Genomic DNA, 17,406 nt, shown 5'->3' on the forward strand with positions numbered 1-17,406 from the left:
AAGATACCCCTCACAGGAATTTGTGGGGGGTTTTTGTATGGAGCTATCGTTCTAGTTGAGTGATGGGGTCAGTAAAAGGAGGAGAACAATTTTCAGTGTGGCATTTCGCACTAGCAAGAGTCATCATTGCTTTCGATATAAAATGCTGATTGGTTACGTGATAAGTGATTTAATATTGAAGCAACAAATTTGTATTACACCGTGCACAAATACAGTAACCCCTGAGGTAACTAGTTATTTTGCCGTTTGTCCACTTCAATCGCAATGAACTCTGGCAAATAGCTGGGAGTACAACCTTTTGCTACTTTTTCATCTTTGTAAAGACCCGTTTTCTCACCAAGATTCATACAACGTGTACGATTCTTTTCATCATAAACGCCTATCCAGCCTGCGGTGAAATTCATAGCCCATTGAACTTCCGGTTCCTCCTGCATAATATTAGCTTCTAATCTAGATAGCAAGTCTGCGGTGTTATCAGGCGGTGTTTGTCCAGTCCATCTCAATCGCCCTTGATAATACCAGAAAGCTCGCCTTTGAAGAGCAGAAGGACTATTTTCCCATGACTCCATCAATGCAATTTTCTTCTTGTCTTTGGTGAGTTGATTAGCCATTAACCAATCCATTAAGTTATTTCGCTCATCAAGAGTGTGAGTCTGCATATCCTTATCAAGCTTATTTAGCACATCTTGAGAAAGAAGTTTTTTGTCCATAATTAAGATTGCTAATAGTCTAGGCAAAAACTCTTCAGTTGACCAAAGTTCCATAGCTAGTTCGTGATCTTTTTTAATATCCTTCGCGATTTTTCGTAAGTCGCCTAGCTTCGTTTTACTATTGATCTGAAGTAGAATGTGTTCTGCTTTTGAAGATCGCTTTATTTCTGTATCTTTGTTTTTATCCATTTTATCCAACTCCTTTTTAAAAGCACTGTTTCACAATATGTCCGTGATGGTCTATATAATTTTAATCCGTGGTGGTGTGCCTCCAAAGTTCCTCGTATTTATAGTGTAGCATATATCGAATTAAAGCTTTCTCTACATATAATAGAAGAAAAACCATCTCTAATATAATACAAACATTCAATTCCTTTTAATTGGCTACGAAAAGAGCATCTCTTTTTAAAGAAATGCCTCGTTTGTTTAAGAACATCTATTCACAAAATAATTTATTAAGTAAACTCACTTTTATTTAGTTTGCCGCCATACTCATCATTTCAATCCCCTGACATTGAGAAGGCGTCCCTTTTATGAGTGTAAAGGAATTTCCGACCTTTTAAAAAGACAGGCCAATGACTAATGTAAGTCGTTTGAAGAGGAAAGTGATAATTTAAAAGCAGTATCCAAAGCTGGTTAAAGAGGAGGAAACATATCCAGAAGAAATCTCCAACAACGAGGAAACCCTAAACTTATGAACTGTTTATATTTCATGCCCACAAAGTTAGGTTTAAAGGTATTCGTAGAAAAATACTAGATAGACTGCTGGTCTTTGCCATTTGTAATGCTATTGGTTATAAATGAGTGATATGATTCAGAACAGATGAAAGTGTATCTTCTGTTAATAATCACTAATAATCATCAACAAAGCATTTCCCAGATAAATGATTTCATTTGTATATATTACCTGATATATTTGAAACGATTTCTTATTTTATTCCGTTTACATACCTTACTGATATTTACCATCAGGCATTGTTTGATTTCGATGGAAAGTTGCCAATAGTAGGGGATATATCGATTATACTTGGCTTAAGTATTGTTTTTTATTTAATGACAATTAAAACATTTAGGTGGCTCTAAAGAAAAAAATTTCGTTTTGAAATCAACTAATTGTATAAAATAATATTATTTCACATCCTTAGAGGACCTTATTCAACAGTAATAGTGGGTCATAATAGAAACAATAGCTAATTAAATAAAAATGGTTTACGGCTAAGAATGTACCCTATAGGTAAAAGTCTACCTATAGGGTACTTTTTGTGAAGTTATGGTCTCGTCGTTGGAGAAGAAGAACAGTACTTCTAACTTAGGAAACCAACATTGTCTATCAAAAAGTGGAGATGAGAGCAATTCAAAAGTAATCCCCGAATCCGAGAAAGAAACAAGAACCGCAAGCGGGATACTGAGAGTAATCCACATCCAAAACTATTTGTTCCTATCACTAACCATATTCATTGAATTGATTTCAACAATAATCTTTTCGCATTTCCCCATTGCCCACAAGTAGTGCTTGGATGTATTCGCAGCAAAATAGCTATATAGATTGCTTGTTTTTGTCCATTTGTAATGCTTTTTGGTGATGATTTCTTCAGTGGTATGGGACTTGATAATGTTCATGATTCGCTCATGGCTTAATTTACATTTCTTGATTGCTTGGTTGAGTTTCATATCTTGGTAGTTTTCCCAAATTTGTTGATTAAGCTGTTGAATCTCTCGCCACTTATACCCGGGTGCCGGCATGGATGGTGTATCTCCGGCCATGCCTTCTCTATACCAGCGTTCCAACATCGCATGCCATTCATATAGGTGCATAAGAATATCGCGGAAATTTTTATCCCGGTCAGCTGTCTCGATGGAAAGGCTTCTTTTTCTTACAGGAACAGATTCAATTAGTTTCATTAATGAGTGGAAATGTTGTTCACTCTCCAGTAAGAGGCGTTCCTTTGTATCATCCATTTCGGCCATATCCCTCCATTTTCAAATCTATTGTTGCACCCCGTAAATAATAATGCTTAAAAAAACACTAATAAATAAAGTAATCAGCCAGTCTCTTTTTCTTGTCATTTTCAACAGAATATTAAGCACAGCACTAATGAGAAATAGAATAAGAAAAATAATAAAAACGTATATTAATTCCATAGTATACCCCTATAAACGATATTTTGTATGAAAACAATCATATATATGAACATCACAATGGCGCAAAATAAAGCGATCCCTTTATGACCTTGTTGAAATAGAGTAATAGTCATAATAAGTAACATCAACCCTAATAGCAGTAACGACAATGGCTGCAATGTGAAATCTTCCGTTATGAAAATATATGTGATGGTAATTAAAGCGGGAAAAGATAAGATCATTTGTAGGATTTTAAGCACACTTTCTCTCCATTCTTAAATTCTTATTGAGGCAGAATAAAATATTCTTCTACTACAAAAATAATAACAAAAATTTCCTTGTTTTACATGGGGATATTCTTAAATTTGGAAAAAAACCGTGTATGTTCATTGTATAAAGACAACAATTACCTTGTAATACGATGTACATCGCATTACAATATAGTTAGCGACTTTCCAAATAAAGGAGAAACAGAATGGATAAAGAAATCATGAAGGGTAGTATTGATATTTTATTGCTTTCATTATTATCTAAAAAAGATATGTACGGATATGAGATGGTGAAGAGCTTAAAGGAAAACAGTCATGAGTTGTATAACATGAGTGAAGGGACATTGTATCCGGCTTTAAAGAGGTTGGAGAAGAATGGCTGGATTGAAGCGTATTGGGAAGATTCACAGTTTGGTGGTCGAAGGAAGTATTATCAATTAACAAACGGTGGAAAAACAGAATTAAGTAGGAAACTAGGCGAGTGGCAAAAAGTGAATGATTTGATTAACGTAACAACGGAGGGGCTCAAGTGGACAAAGAGGTTGAATCCTATATCAAACAAATTGTAAATACAATTGATTGTGACCATGTTGAAAAGCAAGAGATCATTGATGAAATGACAGACCATATTTTACTACTGAAACAAGAACATAGGCAAAATGGCAAGAGTGAAAAAGAGGCCGTACAGCTGGCTCTAGCTGATTTTGGCAATCAGAAAAGCATTGCACATGGTTATAATCAATCTATCTCCCCATTCTATCAGCTCTATAAGGTGAGTAGCTGGTTGCTGTTTTCATTGTTTGCACTAGTCGTCTTATGGCAGTTAATTATTGGTCGGCTCTTGGAGAGAATAATGAATTATGCTAATGGTTATACAGGTAATTTTTATTTTTTATCAAGAGAAGAACAAATGAGCTTTTTTAACTTTAATTTATCTGAATGGGGCATGAATGTAAATATTATCCCTTTTAAAACGACAATCACCTATCTTTTAGGTGCTGATCGCTTTAATTTGGATATTATTATCACTAACACAATTGGAAATATCCTTATTTTTCTGCCATTAGGAATATTACTTCCGGTGCTTTTTAAACATTGTCGACTTTTTTCAGTCGTAACCATCACTGCCATTACTGCGAGTTTTTCTATTGAGCTTCTACAGTTTTTCTTGCAGATTGGGCAGTTTGATATTGATGATATTATCCTTAATACGATGGGTGCAATGGTAGGTTACTTGATGTATAAAACGATCTTTAAGGTGAATTTGTTCATAAAGGAAGCTCATTTAAAATTGAATAAAGGATAAAAGAAGAGTTGGTTCGCGTTTTCGAACTAACTCTTTTTAGGTATTTATTCTCAAAAATTACATTTTTCATAAATAAACGTTTCTAAACGAATTTACAAAGTGTATAATTACACTAAATTAAACAAAATGAGGTATAAGATGATTGTGATCATTTGTTTACTCCTTGGCTCGGTATTTGCCATTTTTGGTCAAGATTTTGCTTATTCCCTTCATGCTATTTTGCCTAATGTTTATCCAATCACTTTTTTAACCATTGTAACGATAAGCAGTTATTTATTTTATATGCTAGCGATTGCGATAACATTTTACCGAGTAATTAAACATAGAATGAAGGTAAAATACTTGGAAACCCTTGTAGTGGTAGTTATGATAAGCTTCATCATGTCAATCTGGTCAACTTTTGTATTAGCCATGTGGTGGGGTTGAGAAAGGTGGAGGTTATATTGTCGAGTGATGAAGAGTTGATGGTAGAGAAGGCGAAAAAGACTAGTAATAAAGTGAAAGAAGAAAGAAAAGAAGGGGAACCATCAGCAGCTTTTAAAGGTGCTTCATGGGCAGCCCTATTAGTAGGTGTGACGGCTTATATCATCGGTCTATTTAATGCTGCGATGGAACTCAATGAGAAGGGCTATTATTTTGCTGTTCTAATATTTGGATTGTATGCCGCTGTTTCTTTACAAAAGGCGGTAAGAGACAAGGAAGATGGTATTTCTGTGACGGGTATTTATTACGGGATCAGTTGGTTCGCTTTAATTGTCGCCGTTTCATTAATGGCCATTGGGTTATATAACGCTGGTAGTATTATTCTAAGTGAAAAGGGATTTTATGCGATGGCTTTTGTCCTTAGCTTATTTGCAAGTGTCGCAGTGCAAAAGAATATTCGTGATACGCAAGCTGCGAGGGAACGAGAATAATAGAGGAGAAAGGGAAAATGCAGTAAATATAGCTATCTATTGCTTTTCCCTAAAGTGTGAAACAAAAGGGGTGTAGGAATGCCATCAGAAGATAGAAAGAAGCAGGAGGAGAATCCTCCCACAGTTACGCTAAATGATAGCATTAATAAAAGTCAGAGTCCGTCACCTGATGTAAGTGGGATGGGCTGGAACGATTTACTCTTACTCGTAATTATTGTTATTGGGGGTTTTTTCTTTTATCAGTGGTTCTTTTGATACTGGGAAAAGTAGCTCTCGATAGAAACCTTTATTATCCCTGTGTTAACAAATAGCGTCTAATCGGTGGTGGGCATATCAATAAACAAACAATATTCGAACAGTTAATGGAAAAAAAGGAAAATCTATATCATCCCATGCCATTTGAAGACTTAACAAAGATCGATAATGATTTTGGTGATTCGTATCCATTAGAGGATTTAACTGTAGATTTACATACATACTGGATGAATATAGCAGGTAGTCTAAGTTACGTTGCCAACAACCGCCAAGATCAGCTTTCACAAAGGCAAGTATCATTATTGACATCCGACTTTTTTGAGCAGTTCCCTACATATGAGTTTTTAAAACGGGTAATGAGAGATTATCCTCATTTTTTAGATGAATATATGCTGTACGATGAGGTACGTGTGTTACTGTTAACGTATTTGGTGGAATAGAAGTTAATGAATATGGTAACAAATTTTTATTAGCTGAAGTTTCAGTTTATGCTATTAGTTGTTTCTTATATATTAATAACATATTTGTGGAAAATAAAGAGTGGCTATATGAAAATGTGTCCTATATACTAATTAAGCAATAAGATTTTCATTTAGTTGGGAGTAGGAGCCATGGGGTTTGGGGATATGTTTTCATTGGTGAATGGAATCATAATATTGACATTTGTTCTTATCATTCCTACCTTACTTATCATTGTATTTGTAGCCACGAGTAAGGTCATAAAAAGGTATTTAAAAAACGGAGAATTGATGGAGGAAAAATTAAGAATGGAGCTTGATGAAAGGCAGAAACTAGAGCATCGTGTAACGGAGCTAGAAAATCAATTGAAGATGAAGCAAAAATAAAGTAAACCGTTATTTTATAATAACGGCTTAAAGGTGTTCAAGTCATTTCTATCAATACTCCCCCTAGTGCGCCAGCTAAAACAATGAGCCACGGGGGGAGTTTCCAATAAACCAACATAAAGAATAATATAGCTGCTAAGGAAAAATCTAATGGCGTAATAATAGCACTCGTCCATATGGGCATATAAAAGGCTGATATTAGTATTCCAACAACAGCAGCGTTAATGGCAATAAATGCTCCTCTTATGTGATGATTCTTCCTTAATGCATGCCAAAAGGGTAAGACACCAAAGATAAGCAGTATGGCAGGTAAAAAGATAGAAAATGTTGCAATCATGCCTCCTAACCACCCATTCATATCAGCGCCAATAAATGCTGCAAAGGTAAATAGTGGACCAGGCACAGCCTGCGCAGCGGCATAACCAGATAAAAAGGCTTCTTCACTAATAAATCCAGTAGGAACAAATTCTCTTTCTAATAAGGGAAGAACTACATGCCCTCCTCCAAATACCAATGCACCAGCCCGGTAGAAACTGTCAACCATACTTAGCCAAGTATTTGAAATTAAACTGCTTAAAATTGGAAGGATGGTTAAAAGCCCGAAAAATAAGCTTAAACAAACCAATCCTATCTTCTTTGATAACGGTACTTGTAATGATAAACCGTCATGCTCCTCTTTTTTACTAAACATAAAATAACCAAGCAATCCAGCTACCAAAATGACCCCAATCTGCGATAGGTTATGGGGAATAAGTAAGGTGATCAAAAGCGCGAATAAAGCGATTGATTTTCTAGTTAAGTCAGGGGTTAAACTCTTAGCCATCCCTAAAATGGCATGAGCGACAATGACTACAGCAACTATTTTCAACCCTTGGATGATGCCAAATTCCATTAGACCAAGCTGTTGAGCAAAGTAAGCGAATAAAATAAGAGCAATGACTGAGGGCATTGTAAAGCCAATAAAAGATACAATCCCACCTAAAACGCCACCTCTCATGACACCAATGCCAATTCCGACTTGACTGCTTGCTGGGCCAGGTAGAAATTGACTTAATGCTACGAGGTCAGCATAACTTTTTTCGTCCATCCATTTTCTTTTTCGAACATATTCCTGATGAAAATAACCTAAATGTGCGACTGGTCCTCCAAAAGAAGTGAAACCAAGTCTTGTTGATACAATGAAAATCTCAAGTAGTTTTTTAAAGTATTGCATGCAGGACTCCTTTACTCTTTAATTTCTTTGAATAATTCATAGGCCTTTGCTCTTGCTTCAATTAAAATAGCTTCACCTTTTTCAGTAATGCGATAATACTTTCTTATTTTTCCATCTACCAATTGGTCTTCTTTTAACAATAAACCATCAGCTTCCATTCCGTGGAATATAGGGTATAGTGTACCTGCGCTAATGGTATAACCATGTTCTCTTAATTCGTCTAACATCCAGCTTCCATATATGGGATGCTCTTTGGCATGATGTAAAATATGAATGTGGATAAAGCCCAAAAATAACTTTCTTAATATCTTATTGTTTTCCAACCATAAGGACTCCCTTTTGTTTTCCAATACCGATATCGGTTTTCGATAACAATATTAATATAAATCATTTTATATGTAAAGGTTTTTATATGTTCAATTAAAGGAATCTATTTTGAAAGTATAAAAGAATGGACCCCTATCAATGGGGTCCATTCTTTCTTTTATTTCACCCGCAAAATTTGACCCGGATAAATCGTATAATTTGCATCTAATCCATTCCAGTTACGGATTTGCTGTATAGTGCTACCATATCTATTGGCGAGAGCATATACAGTATCTCCGCTGACAACTGTATGATAGATAGCTCCTCCTGATGGAACCAGGTTGAAGGCACGTACGAGTCCATTTACATGTCCTTGGGCAATAGCTTGAATAAATGACGCTTGTTTTAATTTGTTGGCATCAGCAACTGTGTCAATAAAACCGTTCTCTGTTAAAATAGCAGGCATATTGCTTTCTCTTAATACGTGAAAATTGGCTTGCTTTCTCCCACGATCGGCGAAGTTAACGACTTTCATTATTTCTTCATGGATGATATTTTGATAGGTTGTTGTAGGTGTGCCGGATCCAGGATAGATATAATCCTCATAGCCAGTACCGCCACCGGCATTAATATGAATGGATAAGAAGTAATTGGCCCCCCAAGCGTTGGCATCGTTTGTTCTTTGGGCAAGAGAAACGGTTTGGTCACCTGTTCGACTCATTCGTACCTCAGCATTACTATATCCTAATAATAAATCTCTTACCTTTGTAGCTATTTGTAGTGTAAGGTTCTTTTCCTGTAAACCATTACCTACTGCTCCAGGGTCAGTACCACCATGACCAGGATCGATATATATTTTTACCATATGAAAATACCTCCTTTTCTAATAGTTTTATGCAAAGGATGTATTTAGTGCTTGTACACTTAAACTACTTTTTAACCATTTGATTGATTCGCACAAGGAAGGTTAGTAGGAAGAGGTAGATTCTAAACAAGGTCATTAAAGAGGTATGGAGATATTTAGCTTATAAAAGCGGGAATGACTATGATGGTCTTGCTGTCGATAAAGAGGGGAGCGGAGGCTTTCTTCTAATAGGAAGGTTAAGACACGGGGAAATTGCTGAAGAGCAGTAGGAGTTACTGCTCTTCTTCACGTTCCACAATTTGATAACCTAATTTTTTTAGTCCGCCTTCAATACTTCTGACAAATGTCACTTCTAAATCTTGGAATTGGTCTCTCATTCTTGTTGAGCTAGCAAGTGCGGTTGGAATACCCGAAAGCATTACCTTCACGCCCATAAGTTTAAGAGCAGAGACTAATCGATTAAGTGCGTCGGAAAATTCATAATTAGAGATTTGCATTTCAGATAAGTCGATGAGAAAAGAAGAAATTTTATGGCTTAATGTATAATTTAATGTATCCTCAAGAATTTTTCTTTCCCTTTTATCGTTGACGTTGCCTTGTAGTGCCAAGATAGCAATCCCTTTTGATATCGGAATGATGGGTACGCTGAGTAAATCGATATCTTCATAAAGGTCATCGAGTTCAATAATATAGGAGAGGACATCGGCAATGGACTGGACCATTTCCACTTGTTCATTGGTAAAGGTTTTTTCATCTTTATCCATTAAACAGAGCGTGCCGAAGTTTGATCCATCTGTGCGATTTAACGGAACACCAATAAAGGCTTTCACCCCAAGCTCATCGGTGATTTTTCGCTTTTTTGTTTCTTCATCAGCCATTAAATTCATCACGGTTTTCGCAGGTTCATTATTTTCTAATACAAGTTTGCAATTCGATTCTTGATAATCAACAGCAATATCGTCTGGTATGATAAATTCCACTTTATTATAGGAATTAATAACAGTCATTTTATTGCCTACTTTTTTGGCTATATATGCAGAATTGACATCTAATTTTTTAGTTAACAACGCAAATAATTTAGTAGACGTATCCACTAGTGATTGGTAAACTGTTTTATCCTTTACTTTACTGATCATCGAACATCTCTCCAAAATTGATTGATACTATAATTTTAGCATAAAAATAGAATCACTGATTACAGATGCAAGAACTTAATTCTTTTCGCGCTTCATCAATTCTTCTTCAAAGAAAAATGTACCAGGATATTTATTAACGACATAAGAGTATCTTTTCATATTTTTTACATACTGGCTTTTTGATATAATCACTTGCTCTTTCGTCCTTTTTATATTTACCATTTCCCCGATACGAAACATTTCTACGCTCATAATCTCAATCCCTTTCATTAGTGAAGATAATGTGTCCTTACCGTTAATGAAAAAAAGACTCCTAGATGGAGTCTTTTTTTCTATAGTAATTATGCTTTGTTAACGTTAGCTGCTTGAAGACCACGTTGACCTTGTTCGATGTCAAATGTTACTTTTTGACCTTCGTCTAAAGATTTGAAGCCTTCGCTTTGAATTGCGCTGAAATGTACGAATACATCTTCTCCGCCTTCTTGCTCGATAAATCCAAAACCTTTTTCTGCGTTAAACCATTTTACTGTACCTGTTTCCATGTTATCGTCTCCTGTTGTGGGGTTACCACAAATGTATTACTACCCTTGTTCAAACATACGATTTTAAGACAAAAAATTCCTTAGAAGAGATTTCCTCTCTCTCAATTTTACACCGAACAAAAATAATTATATTCATCATACCATTTTTCAATGATATTAGCAAATACAGGAAGGTGTTATTTAATGTAAAAAAAGATAAGACTAGCAAGGGGCTGGATTTCAAAAGTCAGTTTAATGTTTTAGGTATGCAGGATTTAAAGAATAGGACTTTGCTTGATGATATACTTAAAGTAAAGATGCAGTTTAGTTAAATAAGAAGCATTAATGTAAAGAAAGAGTACCGTAGGATATAATAGAACAAGTATTAAATATTCTGAAAGAGAGTTGATTTTGTTATGGATACCCAAGTAACTACGAAATTTAAAATATATAAGCAAGCAAATGAGGTTTTTGAAGCCATAGTAGACCCTTTCAAAATCGGAAACTTTTGGTTCTCATCGAGTTCTGAAAGATGGGAACAGGGCAAGACTATTACATTAAGATATGATGAATACGAAGCAGAAGGTATTATACATGTATTAGAAATCGAAAAAAATAAGAAAATCGTGTTTTCATGGGGCGGAGAATCTGATGAAGAAACAGTTGTTATAATTACACTGAAAGAGTTGGATAATGCGAGAACAATTATTGAGGTGAACGAATCAGGTCTTAATGAAGATGACCCTGAAATAGTAAACAAAATGCTAGGACAAAAAGAAGGTTGGGTTTATATGCTAACTTGTTTAAAGTGCTATTTGGAAAATGGTGTTAGTGATTTGAGAGCTTCATTAATCCATTAATAAAAAACCGACTATTATTATTTTGTGCATTCTTATTGAACTAAACCAGCTTATAGTTTGTCAACATTTTCATTAAAATATTTCAAACAACAATGACATATTACATATTAAAATAGATCATGCCAAATAACCTTCCACTTTCTCACTTTTGGAGGGTTTTGTTGTATTTAGATAGATATAGTTCCTAATCTATATCCTTGAAAATAGTTCTGTTTTTTAGTAAGGAGTAACCAATTTAAAAGCTTATTTACACAGGCAATAATTGCTACTCTGAAGGGGTTTCCTACTTCACGTTTTTTATCATATGACTTATCTAAAAAGGTCAACCAGAAAAATCTGGCTAACATTATATTACGATCGGATGCTTTACTTTAAGAAGAGTATTTTTTTAGCATGTTTTGAGATTAAATCAAAACATACTTCAATAAAACGCCTTATATAGGCCAAAGAAAGCTTGAATTTTAACAGTGTTGCTCAACAAGAGGCAGGAGTTAGTAAAGCGGCACTATACAATAACACAGAAATTAGTGAGCGAATCGAAATCTTTACGTATGCAACAAGCACAAGTCCCAACTGCAAAGCAAATCAAACGTGAAATGGATAAAAAAAACACCAAAGAAGCTATGATTGCTTCAATAAAACGTAAGGTTAAGAAGTTAGAGGAAGAAAAAAAGGAATTACGTGAGCAGTTAAAATTTCCTATGAAGAAGTTTATAAAAAAATCTGAGGGAACTCCGTTTCCTATCTTGTTCAATTAAAGGACCATACTGTTGAAGATGAGCAGGGAATATTCACACACTCGCTGAAATATATAGGTATGGACATTAAATAAATCGGGTTTCATATGACGAAACCCACCATAGGAGATGATCGGAGATGGAAACCCTAGTAAATCAAATTGAATTGAATGGGCTCACTTTTCAATATCGCGAGAGTGGAGAACCTTCCGCACCACCGCTTGTTGCACTTCACGCGCTGGGAAAAAGTGCAGAATCATGGGATCAAGTGGCTGCTGTATTAGGAGAAAAATATCGCGTTTTAGCTTTAGATCAACGGGGTCACGGTGGGAGTGCGAGAACTAGTACATATTCTTTTGAACTGATGTCCGATGACTTGCTTCATTTTGCGAATGCTATGAATTTAGAACGATTTACGCTAATTGGTCATTCCATGGGGGGAACAGTATCCTATCTTTTCTCGGAAACATTTCCGTCAAGGATAGAACGGTTGATTATTGAAGACACTCCTCCTCCTTTTCCGGATAAGCCGATCGAAGTTCCTTCCAAACCTTCTGATCCCCTACCGTTTGATTGGCTTGTTGTGTCTTCGATTCTACAGCAACTTAATGAACCCAATCCCGAATGGTGGGCGCGTCTTACCGACATTATCATGCCGACTCTAATTATAGGCGGTGAGTCCAGTCATATTCCTCAAAACAAATTACAGGAAGTTTCTGAACGCATCCCGAATTGCGAATTGGTGACGATAGAAGATGCTGGGCACTTTGTGCATGATGCTAATTTACCAGCCTTCTTAGCTGCTGTAAAAAGTTTTCTTAATTCATGAGTTTCAGTACACTTTTACTGTTATCCTAATTTTTATTAAACAATCGACGCTTATCTGAAATAAGGTAAACGTCCTTTTTCACAGAAAAAAGATTGAGTTGAGCGAATGATTTTGAAATAATTGGTATTGAGCAATAGGGCCATATTGTTGAGGAATTAAGGACAGTAGATATCCTGATTAAAGATTATTTGTGGGAAGTTACACTTAAGCTAACGGTTGCAGTTGAAGAAGGATACCTTATTAATTAGTTTAAACAACAGCAAAAAGGGAGATTCTTTTTAAACAACCCCCCATTAGTATTGAATTATTTGTTCTTCAAGATTGTGTTAGCTTCTTGTTGCAGGAAATCCTCAGTTGATATTACGTTGGCATACATACCATTAAGTGCACTGACAAACGCAAAATGAACCTGTTCAGCTGGCACGACCTTATCTTGATAAGATAATCCCCTTGTCGCACATGCATCTTCAATAAGAGTAGTTTCAAAGCCTAGCTCTACAGCACCTCTGACTGTGGCATCAATACACATATGCGTCATCATACCTACAATCACTAGCTTGGTCACTCTTTTTTCTCTTAATTTGCGCTCTAGTTCGGTTTTAAAAAAGCTGTTAGGTGCATGTTTTATGATAATACTTTCGTGTTCTAATGGTAAAACAGTTTCATTTAGTTGAACTCCCTCCGTATTTGGAAGAAAGAATCCTAAACCTGGATTACTTGCAATATGTTGGACATGAAAAATATTATCTTTGTTATTCTGTCTAAACCATTCAAGAACTTTAGCAGCATTAGAGGCCGCTTTTACGGGGTTGCTTAATTCCATCTTTCCATTTGGAAAATAGTCATTTTGAATATCGACAATGATTAAAGCTGTGTTCATTTTTTTCACCTCATTAAAAAATTTATTATAATAAAATGATAAATAATAGCTTGGTTTTTATCGATACTTTGATGAAAAACTTTTATATCAAATAATTTCACGGTGAAAGGAATTTATTATGGAAATTGATCAAATTGATTTTCAGATTCTACGGTTACTAACCGAAAATTCACGTATTCAATGGAAGGACTTGGGAGGACAAATTCATATGACTGGACAAGCAGTAGGGAATCGTATTAAAAAACTTGAGGAAAGTGGTGTAATTAAAGCCTACTCCCTAATAATCGATGAAATGAAACTCGGGCTTTCTTATACAGCGTTTGTCATTGTTCATATGAAAACAGCTAATCATGCTGCTTTTATTCGTTTTATTAAAGATCGAAAAGAGGTAGTTGAAGCTCACCGAGTATCTGGAGAAGGCTGTTACCATTTAAAAATAAAAGTTAAATCCCAAAATCAATTGAATCTTCTTCTTAATCAACTTCTCGATCATGGGAACTATAGTTTAAACCTATCAATACAAGAGATTAAACAACGTAATCCGTTGACTGCCATATTACAATAAACATTTGTTTCAAAGAAGTTTTGTGAAGTATTCTGCTTAAACAAAAGGGGGCTTATCTGTAATAGTTAAGTGACTAGAAGGCTCTTAATACTGTTGAACGATCTTCCATTAAAGGGCGCTTATCTTGAAAATAAAGGTAAGTGCTTTTTGATGTTAAGGGCCAGATTGTTGCATAGTATATATTAAAATTAATGGTAATTGGGGGCGATATATTTTGACAAATGAACGAAGAAATATGGGATTATTTCTTTCATAAGTTTGATTGTGAGCATTATTTCCATGGCTGTTTTTTTTTTGGTCGGAGGTACATTGGTTAACGATAATGTCACAATGATAACTGGCTTAATATTTTTAGTTATTACTTTGATTTTATATTTGTTTAGCAAAAGGAATCTATTCGGAAAGATTTTATTATACGTTTCTGCAACATTATATTAATTGTTTTGGTGATTTTTTTCGTAGGTAGGATTTTTATTTTGGAGCACACCGGAATAAAAAGGGGCAACTGGCACGAGTGTGACATAAGATTAAAGGTGGTAGGTATGGATATACTTTTGTTTCTTATTTCTTATATTCTGTTAGATATCATAGGGTCTGCTCTTTATGTTGCTGTACTTTTGTTTTTTTTCGCGACCCCTTGGAAGGGTTTTTAATAAAGATGAGAATAAATGGAACTCATTTTTCCAATTTGGAAAAGGTATAGGATTTTATTTTATAATGATTTTTCCATATTTAGTAATGATTGTTGTGATGTTTTTGGTAAGCAAAGGTTGGTTTGAGTTTATTAACTTTGAATATAGTGTTTTGGGTTCTTTAAGTGTGGTTACATACACTTATTATGATTTCTGAATTCCCTAAGCTCAGAGGTATTGTAAATAACAAGTTACAGTAAAACGATTAAATTGTGTGTAAGAACTGAGATATTGTTTTAAACAATCGGGCGCAATTCTTGAAAAGAATTGTGCCTTCTTTCAGCTAAAGGGGGAGTTTGTGAAGTACGGAAAGAATTTTTTTATTTAAAAGAAGGAAACATCCATTTTTAATAGAATGTAAGTATTTTAATTAGAGGAGGTTGATCTTGTTGGAGAGAAGAGCTTTACTGGTATCCTCATTACCAGAATATGAAGAAGAGATTGGCCGATGGATATGGTGTTTAGCGGATGTTCGACGTACTCTTATTACTGAATTAACTGGAATCAGCCAAAGCTTAATTGACAGAAAAATAGTCGGAAGGCAATCAATTGGGACTCTTTTGTATCACATTGCATTGATCGAGGCAGATTGGTTATATGTAGAAGTACTTGGAACCGATTGGGATCCTGAAATTAGCTCATTATTTCCTTTAGAACATCGAACTGAAGGCAATTTAACTCACTTTGAGGGAGAAAGTATAGAGGACCATTTTTACCGGCTCAATAAGGTACGTGAAGTATTTCTTTCTCACTTTCGTTCAATGGACCTAACCGATTGGCGTAAACCGAGAGCACTTGAACATTATGACGTCACACCTGAGTGGGTTGTTTACCATTTGATTGAACATGAATCACATCATAGAGGTCAAATTTTTCAAATGCTTCGGGAATTACAATATGGTAAGTGTTAAAGAAAGGGAACTTATAATCCCTCTTGACTAACTGACTGGCTTTAGATAATTATAAAATCAATAAATGTGTTTAAGAAACATTTGCTAATTATTCACACTAATAGATAAATCAATTCGAGTGTTTATTTCATTAAAGGGCGCTTATACCAAATGAAGTGAGCCCAAAAAGTTAGACATTATATTAAGTTAAGCAGCTATGGAGGATTGTATTCGGTATTGCCCCGAGCTCAATCCTTTTAATTTTTCCCTTTCATACGTTTGTGATTGTAGTATTCGTTATAGAGTTCAAGCTCACGCTTGAATTGAGCCATACTCTCAAATTCTTACATAAAAATAATTCCGATTTTAATAGACTAAAGACGTTCTCAATTACTGTGTTATCTAAACAATTGCCTTTACGAGACATACTTTGAGTAATACCATTTTGTTTTAATGCATAAGAGTATTCTTTCATTTGATAATGCCAATATTAATCTGAATGTAAGATAGGCGCATCTACTTCGGATAAGCATTAAAAGCTCTGACTAACATATCTGAAACAAGTCCATATGAGGAGGGCTTTGAATATTATAGGCTACGATTTTTACACCATTAAATAAATCTAGTATGGGGGAAAAGATATAATTTCTCACCAAATAAATGAAATGCGGTTTGTAAGCCAGTAATCATTTGCTGGCATTTTATTTAAAAGTTGACATACCCTACGAGGGTATAGTAATATTGGTTTTGTCAATCCGGTATATCGGCAGTTAATTCTATATCTAGAGGGGGGATAAGAATGGACGAATTGATCATGATTTCTAATGAAACATGATGCAGCAGTCAAGAAAAAGAAAGTGGAAACTATCCAAGTGATTTACAAGATAAACTTCATTAAGAGGATGAACAGAATTGAGGGTCATATTAAAGGAATAAAAAATATGATGACGAGAAAAAATTTTTGTGATGATATTTTACATCAAATACAGCAGCCCAAACAGCATTAGATCTTGTTTCCCGCGTTTTGTTAGAGAGTTATATTAACACTTTGTGTGATTGTGAACGGTTAAGACAAGATGATCCGGTGGAAGAATTTTAACGACCTTTTCAAAAATCACAAAATTTAATCAAAAATTTACTATTTATTATACCTAACATAGGTATGGTAATGTGAATATATTAAAACTAGTAAAGTCATTTAAGGAGGAATTATTATGCAACAAGTTACACTTAATGTACAAGGAATGTCTTGTGGACATTGCGTTAATTCAATTGAGGGAAATGTAGGAGAACTGAAGGGTGTGGAAACTGTAAAAGTGCATCTGCAAGATGGAAAAGTAGACGTAGCCTTTGACCCGGAAAAGGTAGACTTGAAAGATATTACCGAAGTGATTGAAGAGCAAGGCTATGATGTTGCCTAAGAAGAGCGGTCGTGCTTCTGTAGCACGATTTTCTTTTTAAAAAATATATACCCTTATGGGGTACTTGTTTA

The 17,406-nt window shown here is 35.0% G+C and carries 23 protein-coding genes and 2 pseudogenes; 14 read left to right on the top strand and 11 right to left on the bottom strand.

The window, feature by feature from the left end:
• Nucleotides 1-230 precede the first annotated feature (230 nt).
• The 3 genes from MKX29_RS11405 to MKX29_RS11415 form a co-directional block, all read right to left on the bottom strand.
• Nucleotides 231-899: a DNA alkylation repair protein gene (locus MKX29_RS11405; protein ID WP_224937279.1), complete on the bottom strand. Its 669-nt coding sequence runs from the start codon at nt 897-899 to the stop codon at nt 231-233.
• A 1,239-nt stretch (nt 900-2,138) separates the two neighbouring features.
• Nucleotides 2,139-2,669, bottom strand: coding sequence for a ClbS/DfsB family four-helix bundle protein (locus tag MKX29_RS11410; protein WP_224937278.1), 531 nt, complete (start codon nt 2,667-2,669; stop codon nt 2,139-2,141).
• A 27-nt stretch (nt 2,670-2,696) separates the two neighbouring features.
• Nucleotides 2,697-2,852: a hypothetical protein gene (locus MKX29_RS11415; protein ID WP_180316918.1), complete on the bottom strand. Its 156-nt coding sequence runs from the start codon at nt 2,850-2,852 to the stop codon at nt 2,697-2,699.
• 454 nt (nt 2,853-3,306) lie between these two features.
• On the opposite strand from MKX29_RS11415, the gene MKX29_RS11420 reads away from it, so the two are divergent.
• The 7 genes from MKX29_RS11420 to MKX29_RS11450 all read left to right on the top strand — a co-directional run bounded on the left by MKX29_RS11420 (nt 3,307) and on the right by MKX29_RS11450 (nt 6,420).
• A complete protein-coding gene (locus MKX29_RS11420) occupies nt 3,307-3,669 on the top strand; it encodes a PadR family transcriptional regulator (RefSeq protein WP_224937277.1) in 363 nt (120 codons plus the stop codon).
• Nucleotides 3,630-4,406 (top strand): VanZ family protein, encoded by a 777-nt coding sequence (locus tag MKX29_RS11425; RefSeq protein WP_224937276.1) that lies wholly within the window; start codon nt 3,630-3,632, stop codon nt 4,404-4,406. Before MKX29_RS11420 ends, MKX29_RS11425 begins: the two co-directional genes overlap by 40 nt.
• Before the next feature lie 138 nt (nt 4,407-4,544).
• Complete coding sequence (locus MKX29_RS11430; protein WP_224937275.1) at nt 4,545-4,832, top strand: hypothetical protein; 288 nt, start codon at nt 4,545-4,547, stop codon at nt 4,830-4,832.
• A gap of 38 nt (nt 4,833-4,870) precedes the next feature.
• Nucleotides 4,871-5,320, top strand: coding sequence for an inner membrane protein YiaA (yiaA, locus tag MKX29_RS11435; protein ID WP_373370931.1), 450 nt, complete (start codon nt 4,871-4,873; stop codon nt 5,318-5,320).
• A gap of 78 nt (nt 5,321-5,398) precedes the next feature.
• A complete protein-coding gene (locus tag MKX29_RS11440) occupies nt 5,399-5,575 on the top strand; it encodes a DUF6366 family protein (protein WP_224937273.1) in 177 nt (58 codons plus the stop codon).
• A 107-nt stretch (nt 5,576-5,682) separates the two neighbouring features.
• The gene (locus tag MKX29_RS11445) at nt 5,683-6,015 is read left to right on the top strand and encodes a YxiJ-like family protein (RefSeq protein WP_224937272.1); all 333 of its coding nucleotides are present in this window, start codon (nt 5,683-5,685) and stop codon (nt 6,013-6,015) included.
• A 171-nt stretch (nt 6,016-6,186) separates the two neighbouring features.
• The gene (locus tag MKX29_RS11450; RefSeq protein ID WP_224937271.1) at nt 6,187-6,420 is read left to right on the top strand and encodes a hypothetical protein; all 234 of its coding nucleotides are present in this window, start codon (nt 6,187-6,189) and stop codon (nt 6,418-6,420) included.
• A gap of 37 nt (nt 6,421-6,457) precedes the next feature.
• On the opposite strand, the gene chrA is transcribed toward MKX29_RS11450, so the two are convergent.
• The 6 genes from chrA to MKX29_RS11480 form a co-directional block, all read right to left on the bottom strand.
• On the bottom strand, nt 6,458-7,633 hold the full coding sequence (chrA, locus tag MKX29_RS11455; protein ID WP_224937270.1) for a chromate efflux transporter: 1,176 nt from the start codon (nt 7,631-7,633) through the stop codon (nt 6,458-6,460).
• Between the two features lie 11 nt (nt 7,634-7,644).
• Entirely contained in the window at nt 7,645-7,956 is a 312-nt protein-coding gene (locus MKX29_RS11460; protein WP_180316920.1) for a PadR family transcriptional regulator, read from the bottom strand.
• A 161-nt stretch (nt 7,957-8,117) separates the two neighbouring features.
• Complete coding sequence (locus MKX29_RS11465) at nt 8,118-8,804, bottom strand: N-acetylmuramoyl-L-alanine amidase (protein ID WP_341105583.1); 687 nt, start codon at nt 8,802-8,804, stop codon at nt 8,118-8,120.
• A 272-nt stretch (nt 8,805-9,076) separates the two neighbouring features.
• The gene (locus MKX29_RS11470) at nt 9,077-9,940 is read right to left on the bottom strand and encodes a GAF domain-containing protein (RefSeq protein ID WP_224937268.1); all 864 of its coding nucleotides are present in this window, start codon (nt 9,938-9,940) and stop codon (nt 9,077-9,079) included.
• A gap of 75 nt (nt 9,941-10,015) precedes the next feature.
• Nucleotides 10,016-10,192, bottom strand: a complete 177-nt coding sequence (locus tag MKX29_RS11475) for a hypothetical protein (protein ID WP_224937267.1) — start codon at nt 10,190-10,192, stop codon at nt 10,016-10,018.
• Nucleotides 10,193-10,281: 89 nt separating this feature from the next.
• Nucleotides 10,282-10,482 carry a cold-shock protein gene (locus MKX29_RS11480; RefSeq protein ID WP_095371726.1) on the bottom strand — a complete coding sequence of 67 codons (201 nt, stop codon included), beginning with the start codon at nt 10,480-10,482 and terminating at the stop codon, nt 10,282-10,284.
• Nucleotides 10,483-10,877: 395 nt separating this feature from the next.
• On the opposite strand from MKX29_RS11480, the gene MKX29_RS11485 reads away from it, so the two are divergent.
• The 3 genes and pseudogenes from MKX29_RS11485 to MKX29_RS11495 all read left to right on the top strand — a co-directional run bounded on the left by MKX29_RS11485 (nt 10,878) and on the right by MKX29_RS11495 (nt 12,887).
• Nucleotides 10,878-11,321: an SRPBCC family protein gene (locus MKX29_RS11485; protein ID WP_224937266.1), complete on the top strand. Its 444-nt coding sequence runs from the start codon at nt 10,878-10,880 to the stop codon at nt 11,319-11,321.
• A 361-nt stretch (nt 11,322-11,682) separates the two neighbouring features.
• Nucleotides 11,683-12,048: pseudogene (locus tag MKX29_RS11490) on the top strand (DUF6262 family protein).
• Between the two features lie 149 nt (nt 12,049-12,197).
• Nucleotides 12,198-12,887 (top strand): alpha/beta fold hydrolase, encoded by a 690-nt coding sequence (locus tag MKX29_RS11495; RefSeq protein ID WP_251162220.1) that lies wholly within the window; start codon nt 12,198-12,200, stop codon nt 12,885-12,887.
• Nucleotides 12,888-13,191: 304 nt separating this feature from the next.
• Here the strand turns inward: MKX29_RS11495 and MKX29_RS11500 are convergent, their stop codons facing one another.
• Complete coding sequence (locus tag MKX29_RS11500) at nt 13,192-13,767, bottom strand: cysteine hydrolase family protein (protein WP_341105588.1); 576 nt, start codon at nt 13,765-13,767, stop codon at nt 13,192-13,194.
• A gap of 118 nt (nt 13,768-13,885) precedes the next feature.
• On the opposite strand from MKX29_RS11500, the gene MKX29_RS11505 reads away from it, so the two are divergent.
• Together MKX29_RS11505 and MKX29_RS11510 are read left to right on the top strand one after the other, a co-directional pair.
• Nucleotides 13,886-14,332, top strand: coding sequence for an Lrp/AsnC family transcriptional regulator (locus MKX29_RS11505; RefSeq protein ID WP_095370616.1), 447 nt, complete (start codon nt 13,886-13,888; stop codon nt 14,330-14,332).
• Nucleotides 14,333-15,413: 1,081 nt separating this feature from the next.
• Nucleotides 15,414-15,935, top strand: coding sequence for a DinB family protein (locus MKX29_RS11510; RefSeq protein WP_341105590.1), 522 nt, complete (start codon nt 15,414-15,416; stop codon nt 15,933-15,935).
• Between the two features lie 186 nt (nt 15,936-16,121).
• Here the strand turns inward: MKX29_RS11510 and MKX29_RS11515 are convergent.
• Nucleotides 16,122-16,586 (bottom strand): annotated as a pseudogene (locus MKX29_RS11515) (transposase); the annotation flags it as partial.
• 230 nt (nt 16,587-16,816) lie between these two features.
• Here MKX29_RS11515 and MKX29_RS11520 point away from each other — a divergent pair.
• Together MKX29_RS11520 and copZ are read left to right on the top strand one after the other, a co-directional pair.
• On the top strand, nt 16,817-16,921 hold the full coding sequence (locus MKX29_RS11520; protein WP_263624216.1) for a metal-sensitive transcriptional regulator: 105 nt from the start codon (nt 16,817-16,819) through the stop codon (nt 16,919-16,921).
• A gap of 207 nt (nt 16,922-17,128) precedes the next feature.
• Nucleotides 17,129-17,335, top strand: a complete 207-nt coding sequence (gene copZ / locus MKX29_RS11525) for a copper chaperone CopZ (protein ID WP_224937260.1) — start codon at nt 17,129-17,131, stop codon at nt 17,333-17,335.
• The last annotated feature ends 71 nt before the right edge of the window (nt 17,336-17,406 follow it).

The sequence above is a fragment of the Cytobacillus sp. FSL R7-0696 genome, assembly GCF_038006865.1.
Taxonomy (GTDB): domain Bacteria; phylum Bacillota; class Bacilli; order Bacillales; family Cytobacillaceae; genus Cytobacillus; species Cytobacillus kochii.